The 15899-nt window shown below is 44.0% G+C and carries 14 protein-coding genes and 1 riboswitch; of the genes, 13 read left to right on the top strand and 1 reads right to left on the bottom strand.

Going from position 1 to position 15899, the window contains the following annotated elements; genetic code table 11:
• Positions 1–164: 164 nt before the first annotated feature.
• Complete coding sequence (locus tag DUL71_RS25860; RefSeq protein ID WP_114940755.1) at positions 165–989, bottom strand: alpha/beta fold hydrolase; 825 nt, start codon at positions 987–989, stop codon at positions 165–167.
• Positions 990–1200: 211 nt separating this feature from the next.
• Between DUL71_RS25860 and DUL71_RS25855 the strand changes: the two genes are divergently transcribed.
• The 13 genes from DUL71_RS25855 (at position 1201) to thiD (ending at position 15821) form a co-directional block, all read left to right on the top strand.
• Positions 1201–1797, top strand: a complete 597-nt coding sequence (locus tag DUL71_RS25855) for a Crp/Fnr family transcriptional regulator (protein WP_114940754.1) — start codon at positions 1201–1203, stop codon at positions 1795–1797.
• Positions 1798–1947: 150 nt separating this feature from the next.
• On the top strand, positions 1948–2742 hold the full coding sequence (locus tag DUL71_RS25850; RefSeq protein ID WP_114940753.1) for an alpha/beta fold hydrolase: 795 nt from the start codon (positions 1948–1950) through the stop codon (positions 2740–2742).
• A gap of 55 nt (positions 2743–2797) precedes the next feature.
• On the top strand, positions 2798–3217 hold the full coding sequence (locus DUL71_RS25845; protein ID WP_114940752.1) for an OsmC family protein: 420 nt from the start codon (positions 2798–2800) through the stop codon (positions 3215–3217).
• 343 nt (positions 3218–3560) lie between these two features.
• Positions 3561–6152 (top strand): bifunctional YncE family protein/alkaline phosphatase family protein, encoded by a 2592-nt coding sequence (locus DUL71_RS25840; protein WP_114940751.1) that lies wholly within the window; start codon positions 3561–3563, stop codon positions 6150–6152.
• Between the two features lie 91 nt (positions 6153–6243).
• On the top strand, positions 6244–8334 hold the full coding sequence (locus DUL71_RS25835; RefSeq protein ID WP_114940750.1) for a hypothetical protein: 2091 nt from the start codon (positions 6244–6246) through the stop codon (positions 8332–8334).
• A 188-nt stretch (positions 8335–8522) separates the two neighbouring features.
• A riboswitch (TPP riboswitch) is annotated at positions 8523–8614 on the top strand.
• A 66-nt stretch (positions 8615–8680) separates the two neighbouring features.
• Complete coding sequence (gene thiS, locus DUL71_RS25830) at positions 8681–8884, top strand: sulfur carrier protein ThiS (RefSeq protein WP_114940749.1); 204 nt, start codon at positions 8681–8683, stop codon at positions 8882–8884.
• 16 nt (positions 8885–8900) lie between these two features.
• Positions 8901–10784: a phosphomethylpyrimidine synthase ThiC gene (thiC, locus tag DUL71_RS25825; protein ID WP_114940748.1), complete on the top strand. Its 1884-nt coding sequence runs from the start codon at positions 8901–8903 to the stop codon at positions 10782–10784.
• Positions 10784–11392 (top strand): thiamine phosphate synthase, encoded by a 609-nt coding sequence (locus DUL71_RS25820; RefSeq protein WP_114940747.1) that lies wholly within the window; start codon positions 10784–10786, stop codon positions 11390–11392. Before thiC ends, DUL71_RS25820 begins: the two co-directional genes overlap by 1 nt.
• Entirely contained in the window at positions 11389–12033 is a 645-nt protein-coding gene (locus DUL71_RS25815; protein WP_114940746.1) for a thiamine phosphate synthase, read from the top strand. Before DUL71_RS25820 ends, DUL71_RS25815 begins: the two co-directional genes overlap by 4 nt.
• Positions 12034–12043: 10 nt before the next feature.
• A complete protein-coding gene (locus tag DUL71_RS25810) occupies positions 12044–12811 on the top strand; it encodes a thiazole synthase (protein ID WP_114940745.1) in 768 nt (255 codons plus the stop codon).
• Complete coding sequence (thiH, locus tag DUL71_RS25805) at positions 12804–13916, top strand: 2-iminoacetate synthase ThiH (RefSeq protein ID WP_114940744.1); 1113 nt, start codon at positions 12804–12806, stop codon at positions 13914–13916. The genes DUL71_RS25810 and thiH overlap by 8 nt, the downstream gene beginning before the upstream one ends.
• 4 nt (positions 13917–13920) lie before the next feature.
• Positions 13921–14982: a HesA/MoeB/ThiF family protein gene (gene moeB / locus DUL71_RS25800; protein WP_114940743.1), complete on the top strand. Its 1062-nt coding sequence runs from the start codon at positions 13921–13923 to the stop codon at positions 14980–14982.
• An 8-nt stretch (positions 14983–14990) separates the two neighbouring features.
• Positions 14991–15821 (top strand): bifunctional hydroxymethylpyrimidine kinase/phosphomethylpyrimidine kinase, encoded by an 831-nt coding sequence (thiD, locus tag DUL71_RS25795; RefSeq protein WP_114940742.1) that lies wholly within the window; start codon positions 14991–14993, stop codon positions 15819–15821.
• Positions 15822–15899: the final 78 nt, after the last annotated feature.

The following is a 15899-nucleotide window of genomic DNA, read 5'->3' as shown; positions in this document are numbered from 1 at the left end:
CTTGGGTTTAAAATCATATTTGTTGTCCACTCAGAGTTCATTTTTTCGGGTTTTCGAACGATTATATTTAAACTTTATAATTGATCTCTTCAGATTTCAACGATAAAAGCCGCTCATAATAACTTATGAGACGGCTTCCTTTAAATTGAAAGAGGGGCTGCTGATTACTGCCCTATTTTAGTCAGCAATATAGCTACAGAATCTGGTTTGGCTAAGAACGCGGAGTGGCTGGTGTTTAACTGGTACACTGTTTTTACGCCCCCCATAGCGGCGGTGATCATCCTGCTTTGCAGGCCTGGAGATACCACACGATCTTGCAATGTTTTAATATAAACCTTCTCTACAGCGCCAAAATTTGCAGCTGTTAGTGTTACCGGATCCTGCAATGGGATTCCTGGCTCGGCCCGGTAATTTTTCAGTACAAGGCTTTGAACCTGGGCCGAACCATCCGGTATGAAGATATTCACAATTTGATCTTGTTTTACATCAACAGTTAAGCCACCATTATTCTTAATAAGATTTCCATCTATGCCCAGCTGCGAACCTGGATCTGTACTGGCGAGGCCGAATAATGATTGTCCGGAGGTTGGTAAGTAAGCCGCGAGATAAACGAGTTTTTCAATTTTTGAAGGATCTTGCTCTGCAACAGCTGAGATGATCATACCGCCCAAACTATGGCCTACCAGGATAACTTTACCGTTTATTTTTGACATAGCGTCAAGTACCTTATCCCTGTAAGTGTTTATAGTTAAAGTTGAAGGATCAGTATTATCGCTACCATGGCCCGGAAGTTCAACAACAGTTACGTTGTTACCCTCCTTAATTAATTGGGCTTTTACCGCGTCCCATACATAAGGGGCCTGCCATGCGCCGTGTACCAGTACATAATTTTTAGCAGTGGGTTTCACTTCATCATTCTTTTTTGAACAAGATGAAAAAATAATAGCAACAGTGGCTATAGAAAGTAAGGTTAATATGAGTTTTTTCATGATTTGAGTGCCTAATTGTTTAGGACACCACAAACATCCGACAATACGCTCCGGATAAGTTTAACCGAGGTTAAAATCGAAAAATAATATAACCCCGTCAAAAAGATATCATGTGACGCAACCTGCATGCCGATTGAACAGTAATAATGGTAGCTGTTGATTAAAGCAGCATATTTGTTTACGGTATTATTAAAATTGATATTTTTATCGCATGTCTGAAAACGAAACAGCTATAGAACAACTAAGAACAACTTTAGGGTCTGCCGGTATGAAAACGGAAGCTTTTGACCTGTCACTGCCTTACTGGAAATTGAAGCAGTATAAAAAAGGTGAGTTTTATAACGAATACAAAAATGTTTGTAAACATCTCGGGTTTGTTATCAATGGCGTATTCAGAATCTACCGGGTAAATAGCGATACGGGAGAAGAAAAGAACATGCTGTTTTTTACCGATCAGCAATTTGTTACATCCTATAAAAGCTTTTTAGCCCAGACAGCCTGCGAGTATTATACAGAAGCGATGGTTGATTCGCTTATATTATATATACATATCGATCATTTGAATGATCTTTACGGGCAATCACACCAATGGGAACGCTTTGGCAGGATCGTAGCCGAGACAGCCTTTCATGAGGTAATGGTTAATACCGAAGGATTCTTGTTTAAAACGCCTGAAGACCGTTACCGGGAAATGATGGAAAAACATCCTAATATTTTCAACTCGGTGCCATTATATCATATTGCCTCGTATCTCGGTATCCAGGGGCCGTCATTAAGCCGGATCCGTAAAAGAATGGTTGGGAAATAAGATCCATTGACAATCCCTTTAATTTCCGGATCACCGAAGTCCACTGAAAAAAATTTTCAGTGGATTTTTCGATTTTAACCTGGGTTAAACTTATTGCGGCGGCATCGCCCGATGTTTGTTGTGTCCTAAACAATTAGGCACAAGACAAACATGAAAACAGCAATAATAATGATGGCATTGAGCGTATTAGGCTTTACTGCTCAAGCCGAAAAAACAAATCACAAAAATTCTAAAACTATCGTACTTGTTCACGGAGCATGGTCTGATGCATCTTCATGGGACGCGGTAACCCCTTTGTTGAAAGCCCAGGGCGAAGAAGTGATCAACGTTAACCTTGCCGGTCACGGAAAAGATACCACCTCATTCGCGGGTATCACCTTTCAAACTTACGTTGACCAGGTAAAAGCAGCCATCGGTACCCGAACTAATGTGGTTTTGGTGGGACATAGCTTTGCCGGACTGGTGATCAGCCAGGTTGCTGAAGATGAACCAGCACAGATTAAAGAATTGATCTTCCTTGCAGCAGCCTTACCTCACGACGGCGACAGCCTTTTATCATTGGCCCAACAAGACCCTGCATCTCATATCGGCAAATCCCTTACTATCGATAAGGAACATGGCGCGGCTATTATCGCCAAAGATGCAGCCGCAGATATCTTCGCTGCCGACGCGCCTCAGCAGGTTCAGGATTATATCGCCGCTAACATCAAACCAGAACCGCTGGCGCCACTTGCCACACCAGTTCATTTGACTGAGAAGAATTTCGGCAGCGTGAAAAAAATCTATATCCATACCGCTAATGACCACGCCATCAGCTATCCTGCACAACAGTATATGGTAAAAAACAGCAAAGTTGCCAAAGTATACACCCTGCAAAGCAGCCACACGCCTTTCATTTCTATGCCGGATAAACTGGCTGCCATCTTAATCACCGAAAGCAAATAATAATCGACAAACACCATTTAAACAATAGGTTCTTTAACTCATCAATCTAAAAATCATGAAACGTATAGCAAAAGCACACTGGAATGGTACTTTACAAGAAGGTACAGGCGAAATCAGCACACAAAGCACAGTACTCAACGAAACACCTTATTCATTCAAAACCCGTTTTGCCGACGGCATCGGCACCAATCCGGAAGAGTTGATCGCAGCTGCGCATGCAGGTTGTTTTTCGATGGCCCTCAGCGCAACTTTAGCCCATCACAATATCACTGCAGGCGACATTTTTACGACGGCGACTGTGGATCTTGACATGCAGGCATTGAGCATTACCGGTATTCATCTGGATTTAAGGGCCAGCGCTATTGAAGGTGTAGAAGAAGCAACATTTACTGAGATAGCCGAAGGCGCAAAAAGCCATTGTATTATCTCCAAAGCATTGAACGTGCCAATCACATTAACCGTTGTTTACGCTTAATAAGCGGTGTCTTACAGCTTGATAGTCTATAACTCACCGGATGATCTCCGGTGAGTTTTTTTATAAAATGGCGACCATTCCTATTGTATAAAATTACAGTGAACAAGATTCATGATTCGGCGTAGAATAATACAATGATCTTAAAGTGTTAATTAGCCTATCAGTATCGAGCCCGGACGCATCAATGGCAATCAACATTTGAGGCATGAAGTCATCATCCAATAAACAATTCATACTTTATTAACGATTACAATATTTAGCATTAATAAACTTTTTTTATAATTGTTAAACCATACTCAAGATTTGTCATTTACCTTATTTCATAATATCGGCTTATCAGCTTATGAGAATATCAACTATTGCCTTCGGTGTCACTACTCTCCTGGCCATCTCATTTTCGGGGCTTCAAAATTCATACGCCCAGTCAACACCTCAAAAACGAAAAGACGTGAAAGCTCCGGTTGATACCTCCTGGAATAAATTATCAGCAGGTGACAGGATGTTTGTGAACAGTCAATTGTTTAATCCAGCCGGGCAGATCCTGGATTTACCCAAAGGTACCCGGGTGTTGAACATTGAATTGGCTCGTCAAAAAAAGTTTCTGGTTTCAAAAAGCAATAAAGGGTTAGCTGTTATCAGTGCTGATAGTTTTAAGGTTGTTAACCAGTTCGAGTATGAAAAAGGCGAATCGGGCTCGATGTACGGACTTGCCATTGGCAGCAATGACTCTACAGTATATTTTACCGGCGCGCAAAGAAACTTGTATATAGGAAAACTTAACCAGTCAGGCGTATTTAAGCTTTCTAAGGAAATTGATCTTTCAATTGATAAAAAGCCAACAACACCATTAGGTATTGGACTGGTTAGCAACAACGTCGCTTATGTAGCGCTTGCTATTCCTAACCAGGTTGCAGTTGTAGATATTGACAAAGGCAAAGTATTAAACAAAATACCTGTTGGTGTTTGCCCTTACGCCATTGCTATCAGTAAAGACAAAAAGCTTGCGTTCGTTAGCAATTTCGGCGGCCCGAACGCTAAAAAAGGGGACAGAACGGAAGAATCTGCCGGCACAAAAGTTGCTGTGGATGATCATTCAATAGCCCTGCGTGGCTCTGTTTCCGTAATTGATATTCAATCAAGAAAAGTAATTCGCGAAATTACAACCCGCATACACCCCGAGTCGATGGTTTTATCGCCTGATGGGAACTTACTCTATGTAAGTGATGAAAGCGGCGATGGCATAAGCGTGGTAGATGTAAAGACGTTTAAGGTTGTACAAACGATCAGTACCAAACCGGACCCCGCGCTTCCATATGGCAGCCTTACGACTGCGCTATCGTTCAGTCCGGACGGTAAAATCCTATACGCAGCCAACGCAGGTAACAATTCAATAGCGTTTATCAACCCCAAACAGCCGCAAAAAGGCCCTTACGGTTTTGTTGCGGCAGGAGGATTTCCCGGGGCTGTTTGTGCTACCGGGGATCATTTATTCATCGGAAATGTAACCCCGCTTAAACAGGGCTCAATACAGAAGGCTGTACTGCCCACCAATAAAGAACAGTTAGCTAAATACACAGCAGACGCAGAAAAAGGGTTCCATTTTATTGAAATGTTAAGGGCCCAGGCCGAGGCCAATTTAAACGCAAAGCCCCAGCCTGTTCCATCAAACGTTGGCGAGCCTTCTTCCATAAAACATGTTGTTTACATCATCAGGGAAAATAAAAAATTTGACCAGGAATTAGGTGATTTTGGAAAAGGAAATTGCGACCCTAAACTTGTTGAATATTCAAAACAGGTAACGCCAAACGCGCACAGCCTTGCCGAGCAGTTTGTTTTATTGGATAATTATTATTGCAATGGCATTAACTCAAGCGATGGGCATCAATGGGCAACTCAGGGCATTTCGACACCTTACCATGAAAAAGATTTTTCGGCTGGCCATTGTGCCTATGATTTTGGCACCGACCCGCTGTGTTACGCCGGCTGCGGTTTTATCTGGGATCATTTGCTGCGCAAAGGCATTTCATTCCGCAATTTTGGAGAGCTGGATTTTGCTGAAGTAACCAGAGGTAAAACCTGGACAGATTTGTATAATGGATGGAAAAACAAGAACGATTCTGTCTTTTACAAATGCGGATACCAGGTAAAAAGCCTTGAAAAATACAGCGATTTAAGGTTCCCCGGCTGGAATTTAACCATTCCGGAAGGGATAAGAACGGATGTTTTCATAAAAGCACTGCAGGAATATGAGGCCAGAGGCAGTTTTCCTGAATTTACCATTATTTATTTATCCAACGACCATACCAGCGGTTATGCCGAAAACCTGCCTACTCCACGCGCTTACGTGGCAGATAATGACCTGGCAACGGGCCGGGTAATCGAGGCACTTTCAAAAAGTTCTTTCTGGAAAGATATGGCCATATTTATTAATGAAGATGACCCACAAAGTGGCGCCGATCATGTGGATGGCCATAGGTCGGTTTGTTTTATAGCCGGTCCCTATGTTAAGCGTAATACTATCGTTAGTAAATTTTACAACCAGGCATCGGTACTACACACCATTTGTCAGATCTTTGGCGTGCAGCCCATGAACCAATTGGTGGCAATGGCCCCTTTAATGACCGACTGTTTCAAGGAAGATCCGGATTATCAAAGTTACGTTTCATTAACACCTGCTGTTGCCGTAAATGAAATGAACCCGCCAAAGAAAAAGATGACCAGTAAAACTATGATAAGATTGGCCCCTTTAACACAAAAGCTGGATTTTTCCAAACCAGATCTTAATGATAAGGATGCCTTACTGTTCAGTGAATATCTATGGTCAACAATTCACGGTGATATACCTTTTCCAAAGGCCTATTTCGGGGCACACGGAAAAGGCTTAAAAGCATTGGGATTGAAAGCTGATCCTCAATTTAAGGACGACGACGATTAAGTATCGAGGCAAATATTTCAAAGATTGATCTGTTATAAAGGCTGGTTTGTTAAAATATCTTATCTTGACATTTTAGTTTTAGATAGATATTATGCCTCCTAAAATTTTGTTATTGCTGTTTATATTTTTCTTTCCGGCGGCAGTTTACAGTCAGCTCCCTCCCATACAGTTAAGGTTTGAAAACGGCCAGATAAAAAGTAGTTTTAAAAGCCCTAATGGTGAAAAGAGTTTTATACTGGATGCTGCTATACCCTCTACCAATCAAAGCAATAACGCCCGGTTATTATCTTCTGATAGTACTGGAATGGTTGTCAGGAAGCATATTGAATATTTTAAAAACAGCTGTGATTTAACCAGTACCGTAAAAAAGACCGCATACGGGTTGCAATGGGATATTGAGATCAGTGCAAAAGACACCGGTAGCTGGACGGCCCCTATCGAAACTTCATTACAGTGGATGCAGCAGGATTCGGCATTGTTTTGGACAACATGGGCGGATAATCATACCGATGCCGAAACAGATACCTGGCATGACCCGTTTTCACCCGCGCATTTTCAGGACCTGGCATTAACATATGGCGGCGAAACACACCTTTCGTGTAATGCTTTTGTAATACCAATTGCCAGCACTTTTTTTAATAAGGATAACCTTGGCTTAAGTTTCCTCCAATCATTGGATGATACCATCCTTAATCTGGAAATGCGTACTACCGCGGATGGAAAAATAGCATACCGGCATATTAATCATCGAATAAATTCAAAATACAGCATTCATATCCGTCATCAGATCGTTTTACACGAGGCCGATTGGCGCGCTGGCATGGCCTGGATGGCAAAAACCAACAAAGCCTACTTTTTTCCTGAAGAACCAACAGTGAATAACATTGCCGGCTGCGCCGCATATTCATCTTACGAGGGCGAATTAGATACAGCTAAATATCATAAAATGGCATTTAGCTTAAACTGGAAGGCATCGCTGGATTTTCCTTATATGGGTATGTTTATCCCGCCGGTTAAAAGCAAAGACGAAAAATGGGTAAAATACAAACAGAGAGGCGTGCAGGTGGATGATGGCTACACAACCATAAACCGGCTGAATAAATACTCCGAACATTTAAATCAACTTGGCTTCCACACCATTAGCTATTTCAATGTAAATGAATTTGGCAATGGCATAGTTTATCCTTATAAAACCGCGGCTGTTGCTGATGATTCGCTCTGGAAAAACCCCAATAACTTTGTTTATACCAGGTTAAAAAAAGCTTTTTTGAAGCCGGCTGGCTTACTGCCCGATTGGGACGACCGACCGGTATTTTCAAACTGGGAGGATTGTATAGTGCTTGATCCTGCCGACTCTGTATATAGGTCTTTTTTGCTCAACCAGGCCTCGTTGCATATTAAAAACATTCCAGCCTCGTCGGGCATATGTATTGACAGGCTTGACTGGATGCGGTTTTACAACGCCAATGGCGACGATCACGTCAGCATGGTAGACCGGCAAAAAACACAATCGTTGCTAATATCCTGGAAAAAATTGATGGAGCCGTTAAGCCAGATTATGCATAACGCGCACAAAGTTATTTTTTGTAATCCGCTTGACCGGCGCATAGATCTGATGTCACATATCGATGGGATTTATGATGAGTTTGGCTACATGGCACCCAGCTTAAACCTGTGCGCGCAAATGGCCTTTTTTAAACCAATTATAGCATGGACAGCGTCAAAAGAAAACCTGATGCCCGATCCCGATGCCTATTTTCAGCGGCACTTATACCTCGGCGCTTTCCTTACAGCTCCATATCCCGGCAATGACCACTGCATACAGCCCGATGCATGGGCCGAAAAATATTATTCAGATTATGGCCCCCTGCTATCAGCAATAAAAGGGCGCGAGTGGCTTCTTGTCCCGCATATAGTACAAGTAATTAACGGACCGGCAAAGGCTAACGCTTTTAAAGCAAATGGCAAAGTGATTATACCGGTAGTGTTCGGCGGCAGTACAAGCAAAGTACCAGTTATGCTCAGGCTGCCGTTTGCTGAGTTAAACAAGAGAAAGCTTCAAATAAAAGTGCTATACCCCGGCGAAACTAAATGGAAGCTGCTCAAAAACGTAACATATGCCCAAACCTTGAACTTAAATGTACCTGTGAAAAGAGGTTGTGTACTTATAAGTGTTGGTTAAAATATAAAACTGATGGTATTATTATGAAGAAATTCAGGCTTTGTAATAAAAAGGGCCGTCTTAAATAAAAGCCTTTGCTTAACAGGCTTCCTGTTATAATTTGCCATTTTACTGCTTCTCGCAATCATTCATTTTTATTATCAGTTGATAAATGATTTGGATGTTAATATTTAATTGCTTTACCTTTATGCCAACTTTAGGGGTGTCCTGACGGACTGAGATAATACCCTTTGAACCTGATCCGGGTAATGCTGGCGAAGGGAAAAGTGACGACAACGCTATTCGTGTTGTTTTTCTTTCCTTGTACGGGTACATTCCTATTGTTGATTTTTTTTAATGCAACGTAATGGAAGTCACCGTTAATCAACAACATCTTATTGTGCCTGATAATTGCAATGTGCAGGCTTTACTCGCTGATGTTTTGCAGCACCCGCACCAGGGGCTCGCCATTGCTATCAACGAAGCTATTATTCCCAAAACTCAATGGGAAAACTGTATGCTCAACGCGGGAGATAAGATCATCATCATTAAAGCCACCCAAGGAGGATAAACAACAAATAGCCTTTATGAAAACAGAAAGAACACCTACAGCACAAGCAATCACCCAAACACCTTTTCCGGCATCGCGAAAGATATACGTTAAAGGACAATTGCATGATATCAACGTAGCCATGCGCGAAATAAGCCTGAGCGACACCAAACTACATGGCCGTTTTGGCGAAACCGAGCCCAATGCCCCGGTAACAGTTTACGATACCAGCGGTCCTTATACCGACCCTAACCAACAAATCGACGTTAAAAAAGGGTTGCCCCGTCTGCGTGAAGAATGGATCACTTCGCGTGGCGATGTCGACCAATTAGACGGTATATCGTCGGCATACGGGCGCGAACGTTTACATGATGCAGGTTTAGACCACTTACGTTTTGCTTATCACAGCAAACCATTGCGTGCCAAAGCGGGTATGAATGTATCGCAATTGCATTACGCAAAAAAGGGCATTATCACTCCCGAAATGGAATATATCGCCATACGTGAAAACCAGCGTATCGATCTGTTAAAAGAACAACTGAACGGACAATATGATGTAATGAGCCAGCAACACCAGGGCCATAGCTTTGGCGCAAATACGCCTAAAGGCTACATTACTCCCGAGTTTGTAAGGCAGGAGGTTGCCGCCGGTCGTGCCGTTATCCCATCAAACATTAACCACCCCGAAAGCGAACCGATGATCATCGGGCGTAATTTTTTGGTTAAGATCAATGCCAACATTGGCAACTCGGCCGTTACCTCAAGTATTGAAGAGGAAGTAGAAAAAGCCGTTTGGGCATGCCGTTGGGGCGCCGATACCATTATGGACCTCTCGACCGGCAAAAACATCCATGAAACCCGTGAATGGATCATCCGCAACACGCCTGTACCCATTGGTACCGTGCCTATTTACCAGGCGCTTGAAAAAGTGAACGGCAAAGCCGAAGACCTGACCTGGGAACTGTTCCGGGATACGTTGATAGAACAAGCCGAGCAGGGTGTCGACTATTTCACCATTCACGCGGGCGTTTTGCTGCGCTATGTGCCCTTAACTGCCAAGCGCATCACCGGCATTGTATCGCGCGGAGGCTCGATCATGGCCAAATGGTGCCTGGCGCATCATAAAGAAAACTTCCTTTACACGCATTTTGAAGACATATGTGAGATCATGAAAGCTTACGATGTTGCGTTCTCACTGGGTGATGGTTTGCGTCCCGGCTGTATTGCCGATGCCAATGATGCCGCGCAGTTTGGCGAGCTGGAAACCCTGGGCGAACTGACCAAAATAGCCTGGAAGCACGATGTACAAACCATTATTGAAGGCCCTGGCCACGTGCCTATGCATCTCATTAAAGAGAACATGGAGAAGCAACTGAAACATTGTTCGGAAGCGCCATTTTACACTTTAGGGCCGCTAACTACCGATATTGCCCCAGGTTACGATCACATTACTTCGGCCATCGGAGCTGCCATGATCGGCTGGTTTGGCACCGCTATGTTGTGCTATGTTACTCCTAAAGAGCATTTGGGTTTGCCCAATAAAAAGGATGTTAAGGATGGTGTTATCACATACAAAATTGCTGCCCACGCGGCCGATTTAGCCAAGGGGCACCCCGGCGCGCAGTACCGCGACAATGCGTTGAGCAAAGCAAGGTTCGAGTTCAGGTGGGAAGATCAGTTTAACCTTTCATTAGATCCGGATACGGCTAAAGAATTTCACGATGAAACCTTGCCTGCCGAGGGCGCCAAGATCGCGCACTTTTGCTCGATGTGCGGGCCAAACTTCTGCTCGATGAAGATAACCCAGGATGTACGTGATTTTGCCAAAGAAAACGGTGTTAACGAGGCCGACGCGTTAACCAGGGGCATGGAGCAAAAATCAAGAGAGTTTACCGAAAAAGGCAGCGAAATATATCTGTAATGCAACTGATCGTGATATCGGCCCCTGATGTGGTTGCGAATGAAGCACAAATCATCAGCCACTTGTTTGGGGCCGGATTACAACGTTTACATCTGCGCAAACCGGGTTGGGATATCAATCGGTGTACCGATTTGCTGACACAGATAGATCCGTCGCACCATCATGCTATTGTTTGTCATCAGCATCATGAGCTGGCAAAAGTTTTTGGAATGGATTATTTACATTATACCGAAAGTGACCGCATCAAAAACGATCAATCGAAATTAGGCAACCTAGTTAACGAGGGTTACCGGTTAAGCAGCTCCATACATGATGTTGGTGTTATACCCACGTTGCAAGGCTTTGAATATGTTTTTTTAAGTCCTGTATTTAACAGCATATCTAAGCCCGGTTATCAAAGCATTTTGCCTGCAGGTTTTCGTTTGAATAAAAGTATGCCCTTGCCAAAAGTGTTCGCCCTTGGTGGCCTAGATGAGTCCAATCTCAAACAGATAAAAGAAATGAATTTCGACGGAGCGGCTGTATTGGGCGCTATCTGGCAAGATCCGGAACAAGCTGTTTCAAATTTTATAAAAATTAAACAAGTAACTGAAGAATTAAATTCATGATCGATAAACTACACTATATCTCTCAACAGCCACAAAACGGCACACACCTTAGTGCTATCAAAGCGGCTTTGGATGCGGGCTGCAAATGGATCCAGTTGAGGGTTAAAGATCAGCCCGAAGATATCATTCTGCAATACGCTATCGAGGCCGTTAAGCTTTGCGATGAATATGGCGCCAAGTTAATCGTAAACGACCACCCCGAAATTGCCCTAAAAGCGGGTGCGCATGGGTTGCACCTCGGTTTACAGGACACGCCCATACAACAAGCCCGGCAGATTGTTGGTCCGGATATGATTATCGGTGGTACGGCTAATACCTTTGAACATATACAACAGCGCGTAACCGAGGGCGCCGATTATATCGGCCTTGGCCCCTACCGCTTTACAACTACCAAGCAAAAGCTGAGCCCTATTTTGGGCTTGCGGGGCTATTGGGATATTATGGCTCAGATGCGTCTTGCGAATATGACTATCCCTGTAATTGCTATAGGTGGTATTGTGCCTGCCGATATACTGCCTATCATGCAAACCGGCGTACATGGCGTAGCGCTATCCGGCGCCATCACTCATGCCGCGGATGCCGGGCAAGTGGTTTCGGAATTATACCATCATTTAAATCAACCTTCGTTTAACGAAGTCTAAAACAACGCCTATGTTAACCATTGCTGATAGAATCTTTCAGTCGCGCTTATTTACAGGTACCGGCAAATTTAATTCACCTGCCATGATGGAGGAGGCTTTGCTGGCCTCTGGTTCCCAACTGGTAACCGTGGCCCTGAAACGTGTTGACGTAAAACATAACGACAACGACGATTTGCTGTTGCGCTTAAAATACCCGCATATCAATCTGCTGCCTAATACTTCAGGCGTACGTAATGCCAAAGAGGCTGTGTTTGCAGCCCAACTTGCCCGGGAAGCACTCGAAACCAACTGGATTAAACTGGAGATCCATCCCGATCCCAAATACCTGATGCCCGACCCGATTGAAACCCTAAAGGCTACCGAAGAACTGGCGAAAATGGGTTTTGTGGTGCTACCCTACATCCATGCCGATCCCGTGTTATGTAAAAGACTTGAGGACGCGGGTACCGCGGCCGTAATGCCTTTAGGTTCGCCCATTGGCAGTAATAAGGGACTTAAAACCATCGACTTTTTAGAGATCATCATCAGCCAAAGCACTGTACCTGTTATCGTTGATGCGGGTATAGGCGCTCCATCGGATGCTGCCAAAGCGCTTGAGATAGGCGCTGACGCGGTACTGGTAAATACCGCTATCGCGGTATCAAGTAATCCTGTGCAAATGGCCGAAGCGTTTAAACTGGCCGTTGAAGCCGGCCGCATGGCTTTTGAAGCCAAACTGGCGCAACCGGTATCGTATGCCATGGCAAGTAGTCCACTAACTTCATTTTTAGATGAGTAGTTTTAACGACATTTTTGAAACCTATAACTGGGACGATACCAAGGCCAGCATCTACGCTAAAACCAGCGCAGATGTGGAGCGTGCCCTGGCCGCCGAGAAAAGAACATTAGAGGATTTTAAGGCCCTCGTATCGCCCGCAGCAGCCCCCTACCTGGAGCAAATGGCCCAGATCAGCCAGCGCTTAACCTTAAAACGATTTGGTAAGGTGCTACAGATGTATGTGCCGCTTTATCTATCCAACGAATGCAGCAACATTTGCACCTATTGCGGTTTCAGCTATGATAATAAGGTGAAACGCAAAACGCTTTCGCCAATGGAAATAATGCAGGAGGTGGCTGTTATCAAGGAAATGGGCTACGAACATGTGTTATTGGTAACGGGCGAAGACAATGTGAATGTGCATGTTGATTATTTCAAAAAAGTACTCGAATTAATCAGGCCGCATTTTGCACATATCTCAATGGAGGTGCAGCCAATGGACCTTGAAGACTATCAGCAACTAACACCCTACGGCCTTAACACCGTGCTGGTATACCAGGAAACCTATCATAAAGAAGATTACAAAAAACACCACCCCAAAGGCAAAAAATCAAATTTTAAATACCGTGTTGAAACTCCCGACCGTCTGGGCCAGGCCGGGATCCATAAAATGGGGCTGGGCGTATTAATAGGTTTGGAAGACTGGCGTACCGATTGTTTTTTTACCGCGATGCACCTTAACTACCTCGAAAAAAAATATTGGCAAACTAAATATAGTCTTTCGTTTCCACGATTGAGGCCTTTTAGCGGCGGCCTTGAACCAAAGGTGGAAATGAATGACCGTGAACTGGTGCAACTGATTTGTGCTTACCGTTTGTTTAATGAGGAGGTTGAGCTTTCGATATCCACCCGAGAATCTGCTAACTTTCGCAATAATATAATCAAACTGGGCATTACCTCTATAAGTGCCGGTTCAAAAACCAATCCGGGTGGGTACGCGGTGGAACCCGAATCATTGGAGCAATTCGAAATCTCGGACGAACGCAGTCCCGCCGAAATTGCGAAGATAATTGCCCAACAGGGCTATGAAGCGGTTTGGAAAGATTGGGATAGCTGTTTAACCTAAGGATATGTTGAAACGCGAAGAACTGAAACGATATAACCGTCAAATGATATTGCCGGAACTGGGTTTGCATGGGCAGGAAAAATTAAAAGCTGCACGTGTGTTGATGATAGGTGCCGGCGGTTTAGGTTGCCCTATTTTGCAGTACCTTGTAGCGGCAGGTGCAGGCACCATTGGTATTGTAGACGATGACGTGGTTGACATCAGCAATCTGCACCGGCAAATATTATATTCTGCTGCTGATATTGGCCAGTCGAAAGCATTGATAGCCAAGCAAAAACTACATCAGCTTAACCCTTTTGCAGAGCTGATGACTTATACCGAAAGGGTTACCGCTGCCAATGCGCAGCAATTGATAAGCAATTTTGATGTAGTAATAGATGGCTCCGATAACTTTACCACCCGCTACCTGGTAAACGATACTTGCGCAATCCTCGGTAAACCACTGGTATTTGGCTCGATACTCAAATTTGAGGGGCAGGTATCTGTATTTAATCATAAGGGCGGCCCCAATTATCGCGATATATTTCCCGAAGCGCCACCGGAAAATGAAGTACCCAACTGTGCCGAAATTGGCGTTATCGGTGTGCTACCCGGCATGATAGGTACTTATATGGCCAACGAGGCTATTAAATTGATATGTGGCATGGGCGAGCTATTATCAGGTAAATTGCTAACCCTGAATGCGCTTGATAATAGCATTAGTATTTTCAAAATAGCTACTGCAGCACCACAACTTCCGGTCAACGTAACTCTGCCGATGGAAGGTAATAAAGTTATAAACGAGGTCGATGCCTACACCGTCAAACAATGGCTGAGGGAAACACCCGACGAAATTTACATGGTTGATGTGCGGGAAGACTATGAATTTGACGATGAAAATATAGGCGGGGTAAATATCCCGCTTTACGAATTGAAAGAACACGCTGATAGTTTTCCAACCGGTAAAAAACTGGTATTCATCTGCCAGACAGGACAACGCAGTAAAATTGCTGCTCAGCAAACCCGATCATTTTCAGGCAGAGAGGCTTTCAGTTTACAAGGGGGCATTAGTGCATTTAATTTATAGAACGCGATATGCAGTATTATCAATATTGTTCGGTATTGACCATTGCCGGCTCCGATAGCGGCGGTGGCGCGGGCATCCAGGCCGATCTGAAGACGTTTGCCGCCCTGGGTTGTAATGGTACATCTGCCATTACTGCTATCACCGCGCAAAATACGCTGGGGATAACTGATATACATGTTGTTCCGCCGGCAATGGTAAAAAATCAGATCAACGCGGTAATGAGTGATATCCGGCCTTCGGCAGTAAAGATCGGGATGCTGCCCAATGCGGAGACTGTACAGGCGGTTGCCGATACATTAAAAAAGCACGAACCGGTACCCATTATCCTCGACCCTGTTATCAGCTCAAGCAGCGGGAAACAACTGACCAATAACGAAGCACTGCTTGCCATGAAAGATCTACTTTTTCCGATGGTTACCCTGCTCACCCCAAATCTGAATGAAACAACTCAACTAACCGGCAAACAGGTTGGCAATGTTGATGATATGATGGACGCGGCAGAAACATTATTAAACTTAGGTTGCCAAAGCGTTCTCGTAAAAGGCGGCCACTTAAATGGGGCTGAACTCTATAATGTGTACGCTGATCAACAAGGTAAAAGAGAGACTTTTGCCTACTCTTTTATAAACTCCTTAAATACACATGGAACCGGTTGTACGCTGGCTTCGGCTATCGCGGCTTATACAGCACGGGGGCAATCAATAACAGAAGCTATTGCTTCGGCCGGTATTTACGTTAATATAGCCATCAAAGAAGGTCAGAATATAAAAACCGGCGAAGGCTGCGGGCCACTGAATCATTTCTTTAACCCTCGTAAGTTGGCGAAACTTAATTTTTGAAGACGGGCATCACTGCTAACCATTAAGATGTGTTTTTACATCATGGCCTAAATTGTATAATTTATGTCCTTTCAGACA

The organism is Mucilaginibacter endophyticus, from assembly GCF_003351025.1.
GTDB classification, from domain to species: domain Bacteria; phylum Bacteroidota; class Bacteroidia; order Sphingobacteriales; family Sphingobacteriaceae; genus Mucilaginibacter; species Mucilaginibacter endophyticus.
Note: the sequence above shows the minus strand (reverse complement) of the source record. Positions and strands in the feature narration are given on the sequence as shown.

Coding starts and splice junctions, on each gene's coding strand:
- DUL71_RS25860 (WP_114940755.1), bottom strand. CDS start 989: ATGAAAAAACTCATATTAACCTTACTTTCTATAGCCACTGTTGCTATT.
- DUL71_RS25855 (WP_114940754.1), top strand. CDS start 1,201: ATGTCTGAAAACGAAACAGCTATAGAACAACTAAGAACAACTTTAGGG.
- DUL71_RS25850 (WP_114940753.1), top strand. CDS start 1,948: ATGAAAACAGCAATAATAATGATGGCATTGAGCGTATTAGGCTTTACT.
- DUL71_RS25845 (WP_114940752.1), top strand. CDS start 2,798: ATGAAACGTATAGCAAAAGCACACTGGAATGGTACTTTACAAGAAGGT.
- DUL71_RS25840 (WP_114940751.1), top strand. CDS start 3,561: ATGAGAATATCAACTATTGCCTTCGGTGTCACTACTCTCCTGGCCATC.
- DUL71_RS25835 (WP_114940750.1), top strand. CDS start 6,244: ATGCCTCCTAAAATTTTGTTATTGCTGTTTATATTTTTCTTTCCGGCG.
- thiS (WP_114940749.1), top strand. CDS start 8,681: ATGGAAGTCACCGTTAATCAACAACATCTTATTGTGCCTGATAATTGC.
- thiC (WP_114940748.1), top strand. CDS start 8,901: ATGAAAACAGAAAGAACACCTACAGCACAAGCAATCACCCAAACACCT.
- DUL71_RS25820 (WP_114940747.1), top strand. CDS start 10,784: ATGCAACTGATCGTGATATCGGCCCCTGATGTGGTTGCGAATGAAGCA.
- DUL71_RS25815 (WP_114940746.1), top strand. CDS start 11,389: ATGATCGATAAACTACACTATATCTCTCAACAGCCACAAAACGGCACA.
- DUL71_RS25810 (WP_114940745.1), top strand. CDS start 12,044: ATGTTAACCATTGCTGATAGAATCTTTCAGTCGCGCTTATTTACAGGT.
- thiH (WP_114940744.1), top strand. CDS start 12,804: ATGAGTAGTTTTAACGACATTTTTGAAACCTATAACTGGGACGATACC.
- moeB (WP_114940743.1), top strand. CDS start 13,921: ATGTTGAAACGCGAAGAACTGAAACGATATAACCGTCAAATGATATTG.
- thiD (WP_114940742.1), top strand. CDS start 14,991: ATGCAGTATTATCAATATTGTTCGGTATTGACCATTGCCGGCTCCGAT.